General features: G+C 65.0%; 18 protein-coding genes and 1 pseudogene. 10 read left to right on the top strand and 9 right to left on the bottom strand.

Annotation, left to right across the window (positions count from 1 at the left end; all coding sequences use genetic code 11):
- Positions 1-39: 39 nt before the first annotated feature.
- The 3 genes from ACUXST_RS03055 to trmD all read right to left on the bottom strand — a co-directional run bounded on the left by ACUXST_RS03055 (position 40) and on the right by trmD (position 3,551).
- A complete protein-coding gene (locus ACUXST_RS03055) occupies positions 40-2,301 on the bottom strand; it encodes a DPP IV N-terminal domain-containing protein (protein ID WP_458388469.1) in 2,262 nt (753 codons plus the stop codon).
- An 88-nt stretch (positions 2,302-2,389) separates the two neighbouring features.
- Entirely contained in the window at positions 2,390-2,815 is a 426-nt protein-coding gene (gene rplS, locus ACUXST_RS03050; protein ID WP_458388468.1) for a 50S ribosomal protein L19, read from the bottom strand.
- 1 nt (position 2,816) lies between these two features.
- The gene (gene trmD, locus ACUXST_RS03045; protein ID WP_458388467.1) at positions 2,817-3,551 is read right to left on the bottom strand and encodes a tRNA (guanosine(37)-N1)-methyltransferase TrmD; all 735 of its coding nucleotides are present in this window, start codon (positions 3,549-3,551) and stop codon (positions 2,817-2,819) included.
- Positions 3,552-3,588: 37 nt separating this feature from the next.
- On the opposite strand from trmD, the gene ACUXST_RS03040 reads away from it, so the two are divergent.
- A complete protein-coding gene (locus ACUXST_RS03040) occupies positions 3,589-4,551 on the top strand; it encodes an NAD(P)/FAD-dependent oxidoreductase (protein WP_458388466.1) in 963 nt (320 codons plus the stop codon).
- A 119-nt stretch (positions 4,552-4,670) separates the two neighbouring features.
- Positions 4,671-5,627 carry a WD40 repeat domain-containing protein gene (locus tag ACUXST_RS03035; protein WP_458388465.1) on the top strand — a complete coding sequence of 319 codons (957 nt, stop codon included), beginning with the start codon at positions 4,671-4,673 and terminating at the stop codon, positions 5,625-5,627.
- On the opposite strand, the gene rimM is transcribed toward ACUXST_RS03035, so the two are convergent.
- From rimM to ACUXST_RS03015, 4 genes and pseudogenes are all read right to left on the bottom strand, one after another.
- Positions 5,628-6,128 (bottom strand): ribosome maturation factor RimM, encoded by a 501-nt coding sequence (rimM, locus tag ACUXST_RS03030; RefSeq protein ID WP_458388464.1) that lies wholly within the window; start codon positions 6,126-6,128, stop codon positions 5,628-5,630.
- 233 nt (positions 6,129-6,361) lie between these two features.
- A pseudogene (rpsP, locus tag ACUXST_RS03025) lies at positions 6,362-6,820 on the bottom strand (30S ribosomal protein S16); the annotation flags it as partial.
- Between the two features lie 25 nt (positions 6,821-6,845).
- The gene (gene ffh, locus ACUXST_RS03020; protein WP_458388463.1) at positions 6,846-8,324 is read right to left on the bottom strand and encodes a signal recognition particle protein; all 1,479 of its coding nucleotides are present in this window, start codon (positions 8,322-8,324) and stop codon (positions 6,846-6,848) included.
- A gap of 164 nt (positions 8,325-8,488) precedes the next feature.
- The gene (locus ACUXST_RS03015; protein ID WP_458388462.1) at positions 8,489-8,902 is read right to left on the bottom strand and encodes a hypothetical protein; all 414 of its coding nucleotides are present in this window, start codon (positions 8,900-8,902) and stop codon (positions 8,489-8,491) included.
- 83 nt (positions 8,903-8,985) lie between these two features.
- Between ACUXST_RS03015 and ACUXST_RS03010 the strand changes: the two genes are divergently transcribed.
- From ACUXST_RS03010 to ACUXST_RS02975, 8 genes are read left to right on the top strand one after another with little or no spacing between them, the layout of a single operon-like run.
- Positions 8,986-9,930, top strand: coding sequence for an ATP-grasp domain-containing protein (locus ACUXST_RS03010; protein WP_458388461.1), 945 nt, complete (start codon positions 8,986-8,988; stop codon positions 9,928-9,930).
- Positions 9,927-10,976 carry an LLM class flavin-dependent oxidoreductase gene (locus ACUXST_RS03005; RefSeq protein WP_458388460.1) on the top strand — a complete coding sequence of 350 codons (1,050 nt, stop codon included), beginning with the start codon at positions 9,927-9,929 and terminating at the stop codon, positions 10,974-10,976. The genes ACUXST_RS03010 and ACUXST_RS03005 overlap by 4 nt, the downstream gene beginning before the upstream one ends.
- Positions 10,977-10,981: 5 nt before the next feature.
- Entirely contained in the window at positions 10,982-11,782 is an 801-nt protein-coding gene (gene dapF, locus ACUXST_RS03000) for a diaminopimelate epimerase (RefSeq protein ID WP_458388459.1), read from the top strand.
- Positions 11,779-12,939, top strand: coding sequence for a MiaB/RimO family radical SAM methylthiotransferase (locus ACUXST_RS02995; RefSeq protein ID WP_458388458.1), 1,161 nt, complete (start codon positions 11,779-11,781; stop codon positions 12,937-12,939). Before dapF ends, ACUXST_RS02995 begins: the two co-directional genes overlap by 4 nt.
- Positions 12,936-13,853, top strand: coding sequence for a signal recognition particle-docking protein FtsY (ftsY, locus tag ACUXST_RS02990; protein WP_458388457.1), 918 nt, complete (start codon positions 12,936-12,938; stop codon positions 13,851-13,853). Before ACUXST_RS02995 ends, ftsY begins: the two co-directional genes overlap by 4 nt.
- Positions 13,850-14,464, top strand: coding sequence for a septation protein A (locus tag ACUXST_RS02985; protein WP_458388456.1), 615 nt, complete (start codon positions 13,850-13,852; stop codon positions 14,462-14,464). The genes ftsY and ACUXST_RS02985 overlap by 4 nt, the downstream gene beginning before the upstream one ends.
- A complete protein-coding gene (locus ACUXST_RS02980; protein ID WP_458388455.1) occupies positions 14,461-15,402 on the top strand; it encodes an ABC transporter ATP-binding protein in 942 nt (313 codons plus the stop codon). The genes ACUXST_RS02985 and ACUXST_RS02980 overlap by 4 nt, the downstream gene beginning before the upstream one ends.
- Positions 15,399-16,160: an ABC transporter permease gene (locus ACUXST_RS02975; protein ID WP_458388454.1), complete on the top strand. Its 762-nt coding sequence runs from the start codon at positions 15,399-15,401 to the stop codon at positions 16,158-16,160. The genes ACUXST_RS02980 and ACUXST_RS02975 overlap by 4 nt, the downstream gene beginning before the upstream one ends.
- An 18-nt stretch (positions 16,161-16,178) precedes the next feature.
- Here the strand turns inward: ACUXST_RS02975 and ACUXST_RS02970 are convergent, their stop codons facing one another.
- Positions 16,179-16,802, bottom strand: coding sequence for a superoxide dismutase (locus ACUXST_RS02970; RefSeq protein ID WP_458388453.1), 624 nt, complete (start codon positions 16,800-16,802; stop codon positions 16,179-16,181).
- 96 nt (positions 16,803-16,898) lie between these two features.
- Complete coding sequence (gene pspF, locus ACUXST_RS02965; RefSeq protein ID WP_458388452.1) at positions 16,899-17,954, bottom strand: phage shock protein operon transcriptional activator; 1,056 nt, start codon at positions 17,952-17,954, stop codon at positions 16,899-16,901.
- Positions 17,955-18,004 lie beyond the last annotated feature (50 nt).

Below are 18,004 nucleotides of genomic sequence, written 5' to 3'. Positions count from 1 at the left end.
TCGGCGTTGCCACGCCAAGGCGCAGGGCGGTTGGCGTGCCTATTGCGGCGCCGACATCCCGTGAGATGCCAGGAACCGCAAGATGGTGTTCCAGCGATGGGCCAGCATCTTCGGACCGCCGGAACGGTGCGTCTCACCCGGATACAGCATCATCTCGAACGGCACGTTGTCGTGCTGCAGCTTGGCGATCAGCTCCGAGCTGTTCTCGAAGAAGACGTTGTCGTCCGACATGCCGTGGATGACCAGGAGCGGATCCGCGATCTTGCCGGCATCGGCGATGGCGTCCGACCTGCCATAGGCCGCGGCGTCGGCCTGCGGTGTCCCCATGTACCGCTCGGTGTAGGCCGTGTCGTACAGCTCCCACTTGGTCACCGGCGCACCGGCAATGCCTGCTGCGTAGAAGCCCGGGTCGGCCTCCAGCATCTTGAGCGTCATGTAGCCACCGTATGACCAGCCATCGATAGCGATTTTGGCCGGATCGACGAAGGCGAGGCTCTTGAGGTAGGCGGCGCCGGTCTTCTGGTCCTGGACCTCGACGAATCCCATGGCGCGGTAGATCGGCTTCTCGAACTCCACGCCGCGATGTTCCGACCCGCGATTGTCGATCTCGAAATAGATGTAGCCCTTGTCGACGATCGCCTGCTCGAGCGGTCCGCCCCAGCCCTTCGTCACTGTCTGGGAAGTCGGGCCGCCATAATGCTCGAACAGCACTGGGTAGCGCTTGCCGGGCTCGATCGGCGGCGTGATCATCTTCCAATAGAGCGTCGTTCCGTTCGCAGCCTTGATCGTGCCGAAAGTCGGCGCGCGGTGACTGGCAAGGTAAGGCGCATAGGGGTGATTGGCGTCCAGCCTGTTCTCTTCGACCCAGGTCAGGCGCTGGCCGCCCTCGTCCGCAAGATAGGTCTGCGGCGGCTGGCTCGGCGAGGACCGGGTGACGAGCAGCGTCTGGCCCTTCTTGTCCATAGAAGCGCCATTCGCGAACGCTGCATCGGTGAGCCGCTGGGGCGCCCCGCCCTGCAGATAGTCGATCGAATAGACCTGCGGCGCGAGGACGTCGTCCCTGGTGCCCGTGAAGAACAGCCGGTGCGTCTTCTGGTCGACCCCGGCAAGGTCCGTCACCACCCACGGCCCTTGCGTCAGCTGCGTCCAAGCGCCGTTCGCAAAGCGATACAGATGACCGAACCCGTCGCGCTCGGACCACCAGATGAGGCTGCCGTCGTCGAGGAATTTGTAGTTGCTGGTCAGGTTGATCCAATGCTGCGGCACCGCCGTCTCGCTGAACAGAACGCGGCTTTTGCCCGTCGCCGGATTGACGGCGAGCATGTCGAGCCTGGTCTGCGCGCGATTCTCGCGCTGGACGTAGAGCGTCTTCTCGTCGGGAGCCCAGTCGACCCGAGCCAGGTAGATGTCGCGGTCGGGCCCGAGGTCGACCTGCACCCTCTTGCCGGTGACGGGGTCAACGATGAACAGAGATACGTCGACATTGCGACCGCCGGCCGCGGGATAGCGCTGCTCGAAGGTCTTGGTCCCGGAGGCGCCGATCGCCGCGCGGGTGACGACCGCCACGGGTGACTCGTCAAACCGCTCGACTGCGATGTGCGAATCCTTCGGCGACCACCAATAGCCGGTCTGCCGGTCGAGCTCTTCCTGGGCGATGAACTCCGCCTCGCCCCAGTGGATGAGCTTGCCCTGCTGCGGAGTGAGCGGCTTGATCTGACCACCCACCTTGCCAGCCCACAGGCGGTTGTCGCGAAGGAAGGAGACGTACTTCCCGGTCTCGCTGAGCACGGGGTTGAGAACGTCGCCCTGCCCTGTGCCCTTCAATGGTGTCACCGATCCGTCGGTCCGAGCGAGGTAGAGCACGCCATCGAGCGGCACGAGGATCGACTTGCCGTCTGCCGACCAGTCGTAGGTGACAATGCCCTTCAGGCTGACCGTCCCCTTGCGCTCGCGCTGCATCTTCTCCGCTTCGGAGATCTCCTGGCCAGTGCCAAGCTTCTCCGAGTCGACCAGCATCGTCCAGCTGTTGGTCTGGCGGTCGAACGCCCACAGGTCGTAGCGCTGGAGGTCGTCGGTCCGGTTGCGAAGAACCGCCAGATAGCGGCCGTCCGGCGACAGCTTGGGCGAGCGCGGGACCGGGCCGTTGAGAGACGGGCTATCGAAGACTCGCTCGATCGAAAGCATCGGCACCTGCGTGGCTGGGGTTCGCGCCGTGGGCTGCCCCGTCTGGGCGCCTGCGACCGATGGCTGAGCAAGCATGGCAAACGCGCTCGCTGCAGCGAGAAATCTCAGCAACTTCATGGAACGCGCTCCCCACGCAAACGAAAAGGGCGCCCCCGAAGGAGCGCCCTGATTGGTTAGAACGGCATTCGTCCGCACTGCAAGGGACTCAGGCCTTGCTCTCGCTGGCCGAAGCTTCGGTCTGGGCGCCCTGCCCGCCGCCGACGTCCTTGCGAACCTCCCGGCGCTCGGCGATGCGGGCCGACTTGCCGGTGCGGCCGCGCAGATAATAGAGCTTCGCGCGACGAACGTCACCGCGGCGCACGACCTCGATCTTGTCGATGATAGGCGAGTAGAGCGGGAAGACGCGCTCGACCCCCTCGCCGAACGAAATCTTGCGCACCGTGAAGCTGGAGCCGACGCCCTTGTTGGCGCGGGCGATGCACACGCCCTCGAAGGCCTGCACGCGGGTACGGTCCCCTTCGATCACCTTGACGCCGACGCGGAGCGTGTCGCCAGGACGGAATTCAGGAACGGGCTTGTCTACGGTGAGCGCGTCGATGGCTTCGCGCTCGAGGGTCTCGATCAGGTTCACTTCAATTCACCTTCGTATCTCGTCGCCGCGCGCCAGAGGGCGGTGCCTGCGATACGCCCCCGTGGCGCTCGATCAGGTCCGGCCGCCTTAGCCGTGTATCTTCGACCGCGCGTTCGTGTCGCCACGCCGCGATCTTCGCATGATCCCCCGATCGCAGCACCTCGGGGATCGTGCGCCCTTCCCATGTAACAGGCCGGGTGTAGTGCGGATATTCGAGAAGCCCCTGTTCGAAGCTCTCTTCCTCACCGCTGGAGGCCGCGCCCATTACCCCGGGGAGCAGCCTTACGCAAGCATCGAGGATCACCATTGCGCCAAGCTCGCCGCCGGAGAGGACATAGTCGCCAATCGAGACCTCCTCGACTTGGCGAGCCTCGAAAATCCGCTCGTCGAAACCCTCGAAGCGCCCGCACAGCAGGACGACGCCTGGGCCACCCGCAAGCTGCCGAACACGCTCCTGCGTTAGCGGCGCACCCCGCGGCGTCAGCGCAAGCATCGGCCGCTCGTCCGCAACGCTGTCGATCGCTGCGGCAAGGACGTCCGGCCGAAGCACCATCCCTGCCCCGCCGCCGGCCGGGGTGTCATCGACGCTCCGGTGCTTGTCGGTGGCGAAGTCGCGGATGTTCTTCGCCTCGACGCTCCAGATGCCCTGCTCGAGAGCCCGGCCGGCGAGGCTAGTCCCGAGCGGGCCCGGGAACATCTCCGGATAGAGGGTCAATATGCTGGCTCGGAACGGCATGGCGGAACCGCCGCTATCACAATCCATTGGGCGAGGCATGGATGATCCTGTTCTCGACTGCCTCGTCATCGGCGGCGGCCCGGCCGGCCTCACGGCGGCGATCTATCTCGCCCGCTTCCACCTCGACATCCTGGTCGTCGACGGTGGCAAGAGCCGGGCTTCGTGGATCCCGTGCAGCCACAATCACGCCGGCTTTCCGGATGGCATCAACGGTAAAGAACTTCTCGAGCGCATGCGGGCACAGGCGTGCAAGTACAATGCCAAGGTGCAGACCGAGTTCGTGACCAAGCTCGAGCGCGACGAGGAAACCGGACTCTTCACCGGGACGTGGGGATCCGGCTGCCGCCAGGCGCGGACCATCCTGCTTGCAACAGGCGTCACCAACCGGCGTCCGCCGATGGATACCGAACTGCATGACGACGCCATGTCGCGCGGCCTCATCCGCTACTGTCCCATCTGCGACGGCTATGAAGTGACCGACAAGAAGGTCGGCGTGATCGGCAGCGACACACACGGGGTGGCGGAAGCCGTCTTCATCCGAAGCTACACCGCCGACGTGACGCTGATCGCGCCGGACACCGCGCTCCAGTTGAGCAGGGAAGATCAGGAGAAGCTCAAGGCCGCCGGCATCACCTGTGTTGACGGGCCCGCAAATGCCGTAGCGATTTCCGACGGCTTCATCGTCGTGGAGACCGGCGAAGGCACCCACGCCTTCGACAGCGTCTATCCGGCGCTCGGCTCGGACACGCACACGCAACTCGCCGAGATGGTCGGCGCGGACTTGTCAGGCGACGCATGCGTGAAGGTCGACGACCACCAGCGCACCAGCGTTCCCGGCCTCTACGCAGCAGGTGACGTCGTTCTCGGCCTCGACCAGATCAGCCACGCCATGGGCGAAGGCGGAGTGGCGGCCACGACGATACGCAACGATCTGGCGGGGCAGGCACCGCGCTGGCGTGAGCCGGTCCGCGCACTCGTCGCGGCTGAAGACGGCAGTTAGCCGTATTGCTCATGTAATACACCGCTGCTAATCGATGGGCAGGAGGCCCGTCTATGCGCGTTGGTGTATTGATTGCCTTGATTGCGTTGGTCTCCGCTTGCAGCTCCTCGCCGGCACCGGTGGAGTCTGGACCAAGACTAACCGCCAAGCTGGCAGCGACCTGGCCGGCACGCGCACCGGCCCGGCAAGCTGCATTCAGCCGCGATGGACGGTTGCTCGCGACCAGCGACGCCTCAGGACTGATCACCGTTCGCGACACTGCCAACTGGCACGTCGTGAAGCAGCTCTGGCACCCAGGCGGCGCAACGGCGGTAGTCTTCAGCAAAGGCGGGGCAGCCCTTGTCACTGCCGGCTACGACGGCGCAATCCGCCTGTGGGATCTGGGGACGGGTAGACAGACCGGTGTTCTTGCCGGGTCGGGAAAGCCGATCTGGTCGCTGGACGTGTCGCCGGACGGTTCGGAGTTGGCGAGTGCCGGAGAAGACGCGATCGTGCGCATCTGGGACCTGTCGGCGCCCGCGTCGCCTCACTTACTTCGTGGCCACGAGCGCAACATCTGGGAAGTTCGTTTCAGTCCGGACGGTGCTCGCCTCGCTAGCGGCAGCTTCGACGCCACTGTCCGCCTTTGGGACGCCGCGACGGGGCAGCCCGTGAAAAGTATCACGGGTCACACCCAGGCGGTCGTTGGCCTCGATTACGGCCCGGAGGGCAAGCTGCTCGCCACCGGCAGCGACGACTCTACAATCCGGTTCTGGCGGGGCACCGATGGTGCGCCGTTGCGGACCATCAGCAACGGGATGCACGTAGATAAGGTCGCGTTCAGTCCCGATGGCCGGTGGCTTGCCAGTGGCGGCCATGCCCGGGGTGCCATCGCAGAGCTCTGGCACCAGCTTACCGGCGCTGGCGGCGACGGCGACTCCGTCCGTGTTTGGCGGACGAGCGACGGCGCACTTGTCGCGAACCTGCCGCACCCGGACGATGTCATCTTCGTCGCCTTCAGCCGGGACGGACGCTGGCTCGTCACCTCCGGCGAGGACAATCGCTTTCGCTTGTGGGAAGTGCGCGAAGGTCGCTGACTATGCGAGGAATTCCGGGTCGAGGATGACGCGGCCATCCACCATGTCTGCAACGCCCGGTAGGAACGGGATCAGCGAGCGCTTGCCGTCTTCCGTGGCGATCTCGAGGAGGTCGCCCGCGCCGTAATTCTCCACCGCGACCACCGTGCCGACGGGATGACCGGCAGCATCCTCGGCCGGCGTCCCGATCAAGTCGGCGTGGTAATATTCGCCCTCTTCGAGCGGCGGCAGGGCCTCACGGTCGACTTCGATCAGCGAACCCCGCAGCGCTTCGGCTGCTGAACGGTCGTTGACCCCCTCAAGGCGAGCGACGGCAGCCTTCCCCGCGTCCCGGACCGAAATCAGGCGTCGCTCGACCCCGCCGACAGTCACAATCTTGTGGACGGCCAGGCTCTGCGCAGTCTCGCTGAACAGCTTGAGCCTGACCTCGCCTTTGATGCCCTGCGCTCCGGCGACCGCAGCGAGAGCGATGCGGCGCTCGCTGCGGTCCTCCGTCGACATGCTCAGGCCTTGGTGTCTTCGACAGCGCCTTCCGCGGGCTCCTGGGTCGACTCGCCTTCGCCGGATGCCTCCACCGCCTGCGGCGACTCGGAGGTGGGCGGAGCGACGTCGTCGCTGCCTTCTGCCGGTTCGGCAGTGGACTCGCCCTGGTTGTCGGCTTCGTCAGCCGGAGTTGCCTCGGCGGGAGCTTCTTCAGCCGGCGCTTCCGCGACGGGCTCGGCTGCCGGAGTTTCCTCGGCAGTGGCTTCGGCTACGGTTTCGGCTTCGGGCGTCGGCTCGGCAGTTGCAGCCTCGACCTCGGCGGCGACAACGGCCTCGGCCTCCTCCTGCGGAGCGGCGGCAGCTTCGGCGGCCTCGGCTTCGCGGGTGGCGCGCTGCTCGGCGCGCTCCTTGGCCTTCTCGCCAGGCGTGCCCTTGTTCGGGTTGGTGCGAGCTGTCCGCTCGCGGATGCCGGCGGCGTCGAGGAAGCGAAGGACACGGTCCGACGGCTGTGCGCCGACCGAGAGCCAGTGCGACGCGCGCTCGGCGTCGAGCTTCACGCGCTCCGGAGAGTCCTTGGCGAGCAGCGGATTGTAGGTGCCAATCTTCTCAATGAAGCGGCCGTCACGCGGGCTGCGGCTGTCGGTGACCACGATGCGGTAGTAGGGCCGCTTCTTGGCGCCGCCACGGGCGAGACGAATTGCAAGAGCCATTTCTTATTCCTTTCAGTGCGTTTTGTTATTTCTTTGAAAACTTGTCGAAGCCGGGCGGGAGGTTGAACGGGGAACCGCCGCCAAGTCCCGGAAGCGCGGCTCCGCCGCCGCCGCCAAGCCCCGAGAGGCCACCAGCTCCGCCGGCGCCTCCGAGTCCCCCCAGACCACCGCCGCCGCCAAACATCGCGGCGAGCTTGCCGAGGCCGCCCATCTTCTTGAGCCGCTTCATGACGTTGGCCATTTCCTGATGCATCTTCAGGAGCTTGTTGATCTCCTGAACAGTCGTTCCGCTGCCCTTGGCGATGCGGATCTTGCGCTTGGCGTTGATCACCTCGGGCTTCGCGCGCTCCTTGGCGGTCATCGACGAGAGCATGGCTTCCATGTGAACCAGCGCCTTGCTGTCCGAAGCCTTTGCCGCAGCGTCCTTCATGCCCTTCAGCCCGGGCATCATGCCCGCGAGCGCGCCGATGCCGCCCATCCGCTGCATCTGCTTGAGCTGCGCCCAGAGGTCGTCGAGGTCGAACTTCCCCTTGGCCATCTTGGCCGCGATCTTCTCGGCTTCTTCGACCTGGATCGTCTCTGCCGCTCGCTCCACGAGGCTGACGACGTCGCCCATGCCGAGGATTCGGCCGGCCACGCGATCGGGGTGGAACGCCTCGAGCTTGTCGAGTCCCTCGCCAACGCCCGCGAACTTGATCGGCTTGCCGGTGACTGCACGCATCGACAGCGCCGCGCCGCCACGAGCGTCTCCGTCCATCCTGGTCAGCACGACACCCGTCAGCGGCACTTCCGCCGAGAAGCCTTGCGCGACATTGACGGCATCCTGGCCGGTCAGCGCATCGACGACGAGGAGCGTCTCGGTTGGCTGCGAAGCCGACGCGACGGCCTTCATCTCGGCCATTAGCTGCTCGTCGACGTGAAGGCGTCCGGCGGTGTCCAGCAGGACCACGTCATAGGCCTGCAGCTTGGCGGAGTGCAGCGCCCGCTTCGCGATATCCACGGGCTGCTGCCCGGCGACGATCGGTAGGGTGTCGACGTTTGCCTGGCGCCCAAGCACCGCGAGCTGCTCCTGAGCAGCCGGACGAGCCACGTCGAGCGAGGCCATTAGCACCCGCTTGCGCTCTTTCTCCGAAAGCCGCTTGGCGAGCTTGGCCGTGGTCGTCGTCTTGCCGGAGCCCTGGAGCCCGACCATCATGATTACGGCCGGCGGGCTGACTGCGAGGTCGAGCTCCGCGGTGTCGGCGCCCAGCGTCTCGACAAGGGCATCGTGAACGTACTTGACGACCATTTGCCCGGGAGTGACCGAGCGCAGCACTTCCTGGCCGACGGCTCTCTCCGTGACGCGATCAACGAAATCGCGGGCGACAGGTAGCGCTACGTCGGCCTCGAGCAGGGCGACGCGAACCTCGCGCATGGCAGCACGCACGTCGGCCTCGGTGAGCGCGCCGCGCCCCCGCAACCGGTCGAATACGCTGCCGAGCCGATCGCTCAACGTGTCGAACATTCAAGTCTCCTGCGATGCCGAGGCGCCCATATGGGAAGCCCAAATGCAAATTACGCCCGCGGACGAAACCTCGTCGGCGGGCGTGCACCCTCGGGCGCTCGGCATCAATGTATGTCCGTTAAGACGCCGCAGCGCTTAGCCGCTACCGGCCTCGAGTTCAACCGTCACGACAGGCGTGGCTTGCCCTTCGGCTTGCGTGGGCGGGATGGGCTGCCGGGCCCGCTCGGTTTGTCCGGAGCGTCACCGGTCGGACCGCCCGTGCGGCGCGGGCCGCGCGGCGGTCCACGGCGGTCCGGTGAGCCCGGCGCATGGCGGGGCCTCTCGGGGACCCGGTCCATCGGCCGCGATTGCTGCATCTGCTGCCGCGGTCCGACGGCATAGCCTTCCTTCAGCAGCTGGGTGAATGCCGATCGCGTGCTTTCGGCGATCGCGTCCTGAAGCTCCTTCGGCAGGTCGGCGAACGTCACGTTCGGGTGGATTGCCTGCACATCGCGCAGCAGCTGGTTTGGCAGACCGCCGGATGCGCGCTTCAGCGAGGCGAGGCCGTCAAGGACCGCCGAGAAGATAATCGATTGCATTACGTCTTGCGCGGCTCTCGCCATTTTCGTTTCGTCCTCACCGGTGGACTTGAGCCCAGCCGCTCCCTAAGTCGCCGCAGCCCATGAGCCCGTCAGCCCCCAGCAGCGCGCAGCTTGCCGTCCTCTACGAGCACCCGCAGTGGTTTCAACCCCTGTTCGCGGCGCTCGATCGGCATGGCTTGCCCTATGTTCCCGTGCAGCTTTCCGGCCATTCGTTTGATCCGGCGAGCCTGACCGCCCCAGCTCCGCTGATCCTGAGCCGCGTCGCCCAGTCGAGCTTCCTGCGCGAGCCCGAACATCCGATCTTTTACGCGGCAGCGCTGCTCGACCATTGGAGCCGCTCCGGCGCGCGGGTGCTGAACGGTACCGAAGCTCTTGCGATCGACTCGTCCAAGGCGCGGCAGCTCTCGTTGATTTCCTCTCTTGGCTTGGCGATCCCGCAGACGCGGATCGTTCACCGCGCGCGGGATCTCGTGGATGCCGCAGAGTGCATGGCCTTCCCCTTGCTGGTAAAGGCGAACATCGGGGGATCGGGCGCTGGGATCGTCCGCTATTCCTCCCTTGAGGAACTGCGCGCCTCGGTTGCCGATGGTACGGTGCCCACGAGCGTCGACCAGGTTCTCATGATCCAGGACTACGTCCCTGCGCGCGACGGCACGATCCTGCGCATCGAAACACTAGGCGGCAGCTTCCTCTATGCCATCGAAGTTGAGAGCGGCGGCGACAATTTCGACCTCTGTCCCGCCGATGCCTGCGTGGCGCAGCCTGGGCGACCCGCCATCCGCATGACCGCTGTGACACCCTCGCCCGAGATCGTCCGCGCAGCCGAGCGCATTGCGCAGGAAGCGCACCTGGACCTGGGCGGTGTCGAGCTCGTGTTCGACGATCGTGATGGGTCGGCACGGTTCTACGATATCAATGCCATGTCCAACTATGTCGCGGACCCGCTGCACGTGCTCGGCTGGGATCCGCACGACAAGCTCGTGGGCTATCTTGATTCCCTGTTGAAAGGCAGAGTGGCGGCATGAGGTTCGGTTACTGGATGCCGGTGTTCGGCGGCTGGCTCCGCAATATCCCCGACGAGGGGATGGAAGCGAGCTGGGACTATGTGAAGCGCCTGACGCAGCGCAGCGAGGAGACCGGCTGGGACCTGTCGCTGATCGCCGAATTGAACCTCAACGATATCAAAGGCGTGGAGCAGCCTGCCCTCGACGCATGGTCGACCACGGCAGCGCTTGCGGCGGTCACCTCGAAGATCGAGCTGATGGTTGCCGTACGCCCCAACTTCCACCAGCCTGCGCTATTCGCCAAAGCGGCGGCGAACATCGACAATATCTCGGGTGGCCGACTGGCGCTTAACGTCGTCTCCTCCTGGTGGGCGGACGAGGCGACCCAATACGGGCTTCAGTTCGACGCGCATGACGACCGCTACGCACGCACGACCGAGTGGCTCCAGGTAGTGAACGCGCTCTGGACGCAGGAGCGCTCCAATTTCGCCGGCGAACGCTATCAGCTGAAGGACGCGATCTGCGAACCGAAGCCGCTCCGGAAGCCCCGCCCTACCATTTACGCCGGCGGCGAAAGCGAAGCCGCGAAGACGATGATCACCACCCTCTGCGACGCATACGTCATGCACGGCGACCCGGCCGACGCGATCAAGTCCAAGATTGCCGACATGGAAGAGCGTCGTGCCAAGACTGGTAAGGGTCGGATGCAATACGGAATGGCTGGGTTCGCCATCGTTCGCGACAGCGAATCGGAGGCAAAGCGGGAACTCGAGCGGATCACTCAGCTGCCGCCAACTCCCCCCAAGGGTTTCGACAATTTCGACCAATGGCTATCCGGAACGCAGCTGGAGCGAGAGCTCAAACTGCAGGAATATTCTGTTTCCAACAGAGGCTTGCGACCGAATCTTGTTGGAACGCCTGAGCAGCTTAAGGAACGTATCGCCGAGTACGAAGCTGCCGGTCTGGACCTGCTGCTGCTGCAAATGAGCCCGCAGGGCGAAGAAATGGACCGGTTCGCGGCGCAGGTCATTGCGCCCATGCGGGCGCAGGTTCCGGAACTGGTCTGAGGCACGTGAACCGCCGCTTCGACAAGATGCACGGGCTCGGCAACGACTTCGTGATCGTAGACGCGCGCGAAGAGCCATTTCCGCTTACCCCCGAACTCGCGCGAGCAATCGCTGACCGGCGCACCGGCGTCGGTTGCGACCAGCTGATCGTCCTCGAACCGAGCAGCGCCGCCGCACTCCGCATGCGGATCTGGAATGCCGACGGCGGAGAGGTCGAAAGCTGCGGCAACGCAACGCGTTGCGTCGTTGCGCTGACAGGTGCTGAAAGCATCGAAACGGCGGGCGGGCTGCTCAACGGCAAGCAGGTGGGCGAAGAGATCGAGGTCACGTTGATCGAGCCGCGGTTCGGCTGGGATGAGATCCCCTTGGCCTACCCGATGGACACCGCCGCCCTACCGCTCGCCTGGGACGGCCTCGAGCAGCCGATGGCGCTCAACGTCGGCAATCCGCACCTGGTCTTCTTCGTTCCGGATGCTCAAGAGGTTCAGCTGACCGGCATCGGGCCCAGCATTGAAAACGATCCCGCCTTCCCAGAGCGCATCAACGTGAACGTGGCGAGTATCGTCGACGGTCGCATCAAGCTCCGCACCTTTGAGCGCGGCGCCGGCGAAACTCCCGCCTGCGGCACCGGTGCCTCCGCCACCGCCGTCGCTGCCATCGCCCAGCGCAAGCTGCCCTCGCCCGTTCGTCTGGAAATGGCCGGCGGTGCGCTGACCATTAGCTGGGAGCCCGGCAAACCGATCCGGATGCGCGGAGCGGCGACGCACGTGTTCAGCGGCGAACTGGACCTCGAGGCGCTGCAGTGAGCGTGGAGACGATCAGCCTCGGATGCCGGCTCAACTTCGCCGAGGCGGAGACGATCGCGCGGACTGCTCCTGCGGATGAGCAGTGGGTCGTCGTCAACAGCTGCGCCGTGACCAACGAAGCTGTTCGCCAGACGCGGCAGGCAATTCGCCGCTCGCACAAGGATCAGCCCGGCGCCAAGATTCTGGTAACCGGATGTGCGGCCGAGCTCGACCCCGCGAGTTTCGAACGCTTGCCCGGAGTGTCGCGAGTCATCGGAAACGCGAACAAGCTCAATGCCTTTGGCCGATCTGACGTCATGGCACCACGTGGGTTGCTGGCACAGGTGAAGAGCTTCGTCGCCGTTCAGACCGGCTGTGACCATCGCTGCACCTTCTGCTCGATCTGGCAGGCTCGCGGGGAAAGCCGATCGCTCCCGTTCGAACTGATCCGCGACGCGGTCGGCTTGGAGATCGACCTTGGTGCTCGTGAGATCGTCCTCACCGGCGTCGACATCACCTACTATGAAGGCGGCCTCGGCGTCCTCTGCCAGCGCCTTCTCGCAGCCGAGCCGCGGCTGACGCGTCTCCGGCTTTCATCGCTCGACAGCGTCGAAATCGACGACGCGCTTCTGGAGCTTATTGCCGGCGAGCCGCGACTGATGCCCCACTTCCACTTGTCCCTGCAGGCCGGCGACGACATGATCCTCAAGCGGATGAAGCGGCGGCATAGTCGGCGGGATGCAATCCGGACCGTCGAGCGCATCAAGGCGGCGCGGGCAGAAGCGAGTATTGGCGCGGACCTGATCGCCGGATTTCCCACGGAAACCGAGGAAATGGCGCTTAACAGCCTCAAACTGCTGGAGGATTGCGACATCGTTGCCGCTCACGTGTTCCCCTTCTCTCCTCGGCCCGGCACGCCTGCCGAACGCATGCCGCAGCTTCCCCGCGAGGTGGTGAAGGCGCGCGCGGCTCGCTTGCGCGACGCCGCTGCCGAACGGCGCAGCCGCTGGCTCGACAGTCTTGTCGGGACGACACAGCCGGTCCTCGTCGAGGGCCATCACATCGGCCACACCGATCATTTTGCGCCGGCGAACATCGCTTCGGGAGCCCGCGGGAAAACCGGTATGGTCCACGTCACCGGGCGAACCGGTGATCGCCTTCTGGCGGAGTTCGCATGAGCTGGCTCGATCGTCTGCGCGGCGGCTTTTCGAAGACCGCCGAGCGCGTTGCGGACAACCTGACTGGGCTGACCAGCCGCGCCGCCCTCGACACCGCGACGCTCGATGACATCGAGGAAGCGCTGATTGCCTCCGACCTCGGGCCGGCCGCATCGCGTCGTATTCGCGAAGCGATTGCGCGTCAAACCTTCGAACGGCTCGACGAGCGCGGCCTTCGCACGATCCTTGCAGAAGAGATCGAGAAGATTCTAGCTCCGGTCGCCAAACCGCTGGAAATCACAGGTTTTCCCCGACCTCATGTCATCCTCGTAATCGGCGTGAACGGCTCGGGAAAGACCACGACGATTGGCAAGCTGGCGCGCTGGCTGAAGGACCAGGACTATGGCGTACTCCTTGCCGCCGGTGACACCTTCCGCGCGGCCGCCATCGAGCAGCTCAAGATCTGGGGGGACCGGATTGGCGCCCCCGTAATCTCCGGCAAGGAAGGCGGCGACGCAGCCGGGATCGTGTTCGACGGCGTCAAGCAGGCGACTGACACAGGCGAGGACGTGCTGATCGTCGATACCGCCGGGCGCCTCCAGAACAAGACCCATCTGATGGAGGAATTGTCCAAGATCCGCCGCGTTCTTGGCCGCCTCAACCCCGAAGCTCCGCACGACATCCTGCTCGTGCTCGACGCCACGACGGGCCAGAACGCGCTTGCGCAGGTTGAAGTGTTCCGCGAGACCGCGGGCGTGACGGGGCTCATCATGACCAAGCTGGATGGCACCGCGCGCGGGGGCGTGCTGGTGGCAGCGGCTGAGCGGTTCGGACTGCCGATCCATGCGATCGCGGTTGGCGAACAGGCCGACGACCTGCGACCGTTCGACCCCCGCGCCGTCGCCCGGGCGATTGCCGGACTGCCGCCGGAATGAGCGACAAAGCCGAGCCGCAAGGCGGCGCCAAGCTCCTGATCGACCTCGGTCCGCTGCTTGTCTTTTTCCTGGTCAACTTCCTTGCGCCGGTGGCGCCGGCGCTGAAGATCTTCGTCGCGACCGGCGCCTTCATGATCGCAATGATCGCCGCCATGCTGTTCTCGGCGATCCGATATCATCGAATTTCGGCGCTGCTGTGGTTCTCCGGGATCATGGTCGTGATCATGGGCGGCCTGACGATCTGGCTGCACAACGAGAGCTTCATCAAGATGAAGCCGACCATCTACTACGCCTTTGTCGCGGCCCTCCTCGCCTTCGGCCTTGCGACGGACCGGCCCATCCTGCAGCACGTGCTCGGGTCGACCTATCCGGGTCTCGACAAGTCCGGCTGGACCAAGCTCACACGGAACTGGGCGATCTTCTTCGCCTTCATGGCCGTCCTTAACGAAATCGTCTGGCGCCACTCCACGACGACCTTCTGGGTCGGCTTCAAACTTTGGGGGGCGATCCCCCTCACCTTCCTGTTTGCCGCGGCGAACATCCCGATGCTGCTTCGCCACGGCCTGATGCGCGAGGACGCCGCGCCCGCCGAGCCCGGCCCCGTCGAGTGAGCGAACCGATCCTGTCGATCCGGGGTCTGAGGAAGGCCTACGCAAGCGGCACGGAAGCGCTCAAGAGCGTCGATCTGGATATCCAGCCGGGTGAGATCTTTGCGCTTCTGGGACCCAACGGCGCAGGCAAGACGACGCTCATCAGCATCATCTGCGGAATCGTGACGCCAACCGCGGGCCAGGTGCTGATCGACGGCAAGCACTGGCAGAGCCACTATCGCGAAGCGCGGCGCCGCATCGGACTGGTGCCGCAAGAGCTAACGATGGACGTGTTCGAGCCACTGCTCAGCACGGTCAGCTTCAGCCGCGAGCTGTTCGGCCGGCGCCCTGACCCGAAGCGCGTCGAGCAGATTCTTCGCGACCTGTCGTTGTGGGACAAGCGCAGATCGATCCTGAAGGAACTGTCCGGGGGCATGAAGCGCCGCGTCATGATCGCCAAGGCTCTGGCGCATGACCCCGACATCCTCTTTCTCGACGAACCGACGGCGGGAGTGGACGTAGAACTTCGCCGCGACATGTGGGACCTGGTGCGTCGCCTGCGCGAACAGGGCACGACGATCATCCTCACCACGCACTACATCGAGGAAGCGGAGGAAATGGCAGACCGCGTGGGCGTCATAAATCGCGGCGAGCTGATCCTCGTCGAGGAAAAGCATGCGCTGATGCAGAAGCTCGGCCGCAAGATCCTGCACCTGCAGCTGACGGAACCGCTCAGCGAGGTGCCGGAAAGCCTCGCCCAATGGGCGCCGAGCCTCAGCGACAACGGGTCGACGCTCACCTACGAGTTCGACGCCAAGGCCGAACGGACGGGCATCCCGTCCCTGCTTACGGCGATGCGGGACGCCGGGATCGGCTTCAAGGATCTCGACACCAAGCAGTCGAGCCTGGAGGACATCTTCGTCAACCTGATCCACGACCGCAGCGGAGCGAAAGCATGAACTGGCGCGGCGTCTGGGCAATCTACAAGTTCGAGATGCATCGCTTCCGCCGGACGCTGTGGACCGGTCTCGCGGTGCCGGTGATCACCACGTCGCTCTACTTCGTCGTATTCGGTGCCGCGATCGGCAGCCGGATGAAGGAGATTAACGGCGTCGATTACGGCAGCTTCATCGTGCCCGGCCTGATGATGCTGTCGCTGTTCAACGAGAGCATCTTCAACGCCAGCTTCGGCATTCACATGCCGCGCTTTACGGGCACCATCTACGAACTGCTTTCCGCGCCTTTGTCGGCCTTCGAGACGGTGCTCGGCTATGTCGGCGCGGCGGCCAGCAAGGCAATGACGGTGGCGCTCGTCATCCTGCTTACAGCCAATCTATTCGTGCACGTACGCATCGAGCACCCCGCTTACATGGTCCTCTTCCTCGTCCTCGTCGCGGCGACCTTCTGCCTGTTCGGCTTTATCGTAGGAGTTTGGGCCAAGGGCTTCGAACAACTACAGATTATCCCCCTGCTGATCGTCACGCCCCTGACGTTCCTTGGCGGCGCCTTCTACTCAATCGACATGCTTCGCGAGCCCTGGCGGAGCATCACGCTGTTCAACCCCGTGGTCTATCTGATCAACGGCTTCCGGTGGACGTTCATTGGCCAGGCGGATGTGCCCGTCGCGACGAGCCTCGCGGCGACCTTCGCCTTTTTCCTGGTCTGCCTTGCCGGCATCTGGTGGATCTTCCGGACCGGCTACCGCCTGAAGCAGTAGCCACCCGGCTGCGGCGCCTCAGCTCTGCTGGTCGGCCCTGCTCTCGCCCTGCCCGTCGAGGTTCTGCGCGACGAAGTCCCAGTTGATGATGTTCTCGAGCACGCTCTTGAGGAAGCGCGGCCGCTCGTTGCGATAGTCTATGTAGTAGGCGTGCTCCCACACATCGACGGTCAGCAGCGGCGTCATGCCATGAGCGACAGGCGAGTCCGCGTCGTGGAGCGACGTGATCTCCAGCTTGCCGTTGTTGAGGATCAGCCAACCCCAGCCGCTCGCGAAGTGATTGGCGCTCTCGGTCGCCAGCTTCTCGAGCAGCGTTTGATGACCGCCGAAGTCGCTATCGATCATGTCTTTGAGACGGCCGGACGGAGCCGTCGAACCCTGCGGCGCGAGGCATTGCCAGAAGAAGCTGTGGTTCCAGATCTGGGCCGAATTGTTGAACAGCCCCTTGTCGCCGCGATCGCGAGCAGTGCGGATCACCTCCAGTAGGGAAGCGCCTTCCAGCCCCTTCTCAGACAGGAAGCCGTTCGTCTTGTCGACGTAGGCCTTGTGGTGCTTGCCCCAATGATAGTCGAACGTCTCGGCCGACATGTGCGGCTGGAGTGCGTCCTTGGGATAAGGCAGTTCGGGAAGCGTGAAGGCCATGGCGTCGCTCCTGTGGCTTTGGGGGTTCGAGCTGGCCCTAGGACTGGGGCGCGGCAAGGGTCAATGTCGCTGCGGCGGATGGGTTGCTGTCGTGGGTCAGCCCGCTTCAGCGTCGAGCAGCTTGTGGCGCTTCAGGGCGTGCCGCAGCTGGTCGTAGCTGAGGCCGAGAGCGCTGGCGGTGGCGCGCTGGTTGAAGCGGTTACGGGCAAGCGCATCCTGGAGAAGCGACCGCTCATAATCCGAAACGGCCGCGCGAAAGTCGGTCACCAGGGGAGACTGTTCGGCAGAGGTGACGAGGTGAAGCGGCGCCGCAGCGGCTTCCGCTGGGGCGCTCGCTGCAGAGGGCGCGAGCGCCGGTTGTGCCGGCTGGTTCGGCGCCCATGGCGAGTAGAATGGGTTGAACACGATCTCGTCGATTTCCCGCTCCGGATTCTCGTGGCGGTAAACAGCGCGTTCGACCGAATTGCGCAGTTCGCGGACGTTGCCGGGCCATGGATAGGCTTCCAGGTCAGCCATTGCGCGGGACGAGAAGCCGGGCCAGTTCGGCCAGTCCAGTTCGGCCGACATGCGGCGTCCGAAATGCTCGGCTAGCAGCGGGATGTCTCCTTCCCGCGCCCGCAGCGGCGGCAGGGTGATGACCTCGAACGAGAGCCGATCGAGGAGGTCGGCGCGGAACTTGCCGTTGTCGACCTGCGCCGGAAGGTTCTCGTTGGTGGCGGCGACGATGCGGACGTCGACGGAGATCGGCTTGGAAGCACCTATACGCGTAATCTCGCCATATTCGACCGCGCGCAGCAGGCGGTCCTGGGCCGGCATGGACAAGGTGCCGAGCTCGTCGAGGAAGAGCGTGCCGCCGTCGGCTTCCTCGAAGCGGCCGTGGCGGGTCTTGGCGGCGCCTGTGAAGCTGCCCGCCTCGTGGCCGAACAGTTCGGCCTCGATGAGGTTCTCGGGGAGTGCCGCGCAGTTCATGACGATCAGCGGGCCCGCCCAACGTGACGACAAGTGGTGCAGGCGCTCGGCAATCAGCTCCTTGCCGGTGCCGCGCTCGCCAATCACCAGCACCGGCCGGTTGAGCGGCGCGGCGCGGCTCGCCCGCTCGACGGAGTCGAGGAAAGCGAGGCTTTGGCCGATGAACTGATCCGCCCGTTCCATTTTTTCCTACAAAGAATCTGGCCGACTGTTGGTGGCAAATCCCACGAGTT

The sequence above is a fragment of the Sphingomonas sp. F9_3S_D5_B_2 genome (genome assembly GCF_054263715.1).
This window is presented reverse-complemented; position numbering and strand designations above follow the sequence as displayed.

Bases quoted from the DNA above. Each gene is read 5' to 3' on its own strand.
- ACUXST_RS03055 (WP_458388469.1), bottom strand. From the start codon at position 2,301: ATGAAGTTGCTGAGATTTCTCGCTGCAGCGAGCGCGTTTGCCATGCTT.
- trmD (WP_458388467.1), bottom strand. From the start codon at position 3,551: ATGCCGTTCCGAGCCAGCATATTGACCCTCTATCCGGAGATGTTCCCG.
- ACUXST_RS03040 (WP_458388466.1), top strand. From the start codon at position 3,589: ATGGATGATCCTGTTCTCGACTGCCTCGTCATCGGCGGCGGCCCGGCC.
- rimM (WP_458388464.1), bottom strand. From the start codon at position 6,128: ATGTCGACGGAGGACCGCAGCGAGCGCCGCATCGCTCTCGCTGCGGTC.
- ffh (WP_458388463.1), bottom strand. From the start codon at position 8,324: ATGTTCGACACGTTGAGCGATCGGCTCGGCAGCGTATTCGACCGGTTG.
- ACUXST_RS03015 (WP_458388462.1), bottom strand. From the start codon at position 8,902: ATGCAATCGATTATCTTCTCGGCGGTCCTTGACGGCCTCGCCTCGCTG.
- ACUXST_RS03010 (WP_458388461.1), top strand. From the start codon at position 8,986: ATGAGCCCGTCAGCCCCCAGCAGCGCGCAGCTTGCCGTCCTCTACGAG.
- ACUXST_RS03005 (WP_458388460.1), top strand. From the start codon at position 9,927: ATGAGGTTCGGTTACTGGATGCCGGTGTTCGGCGGCTGGCTCCGCAAT.
- ftsY (WP_458388457.1), top strand. From the start codon at position 12,936: ATGAGCTGGCTCGATCGTCTGCGCGGCGGCTTTTCGAAGACCGCCGAG.
- ACUXST_RS02985 (WP_458388456.1), top strand. From the start codon at position 13,850: ATGAGCGACAAAGCCGAGCCGCAAGGCGGCGCCAAGCTCCTGATCGAC.
- ACUXST_RS02975 (WP_458388454.1), top strand. From the start codon at position 15,399: ATGAACTGGCGCGGCGTCTGGGCAATCTACAAGTTCGAGATGCATCGC.
- ACUXST_RS02970 (WP_458388453.1), bottom strand. From the start codon at position 16,802: ATGGCCTTCACGCTTCCCGAACTGCCTTATCCCAAGGACGCACTCCAG.
- pspF (WP_458388452.1), bottom strand. From the start codon at position 17,954: ATGGAACGGGCGGATCAGTTCATCGGCCAAAGCCTCGCTTTCCTCGAC.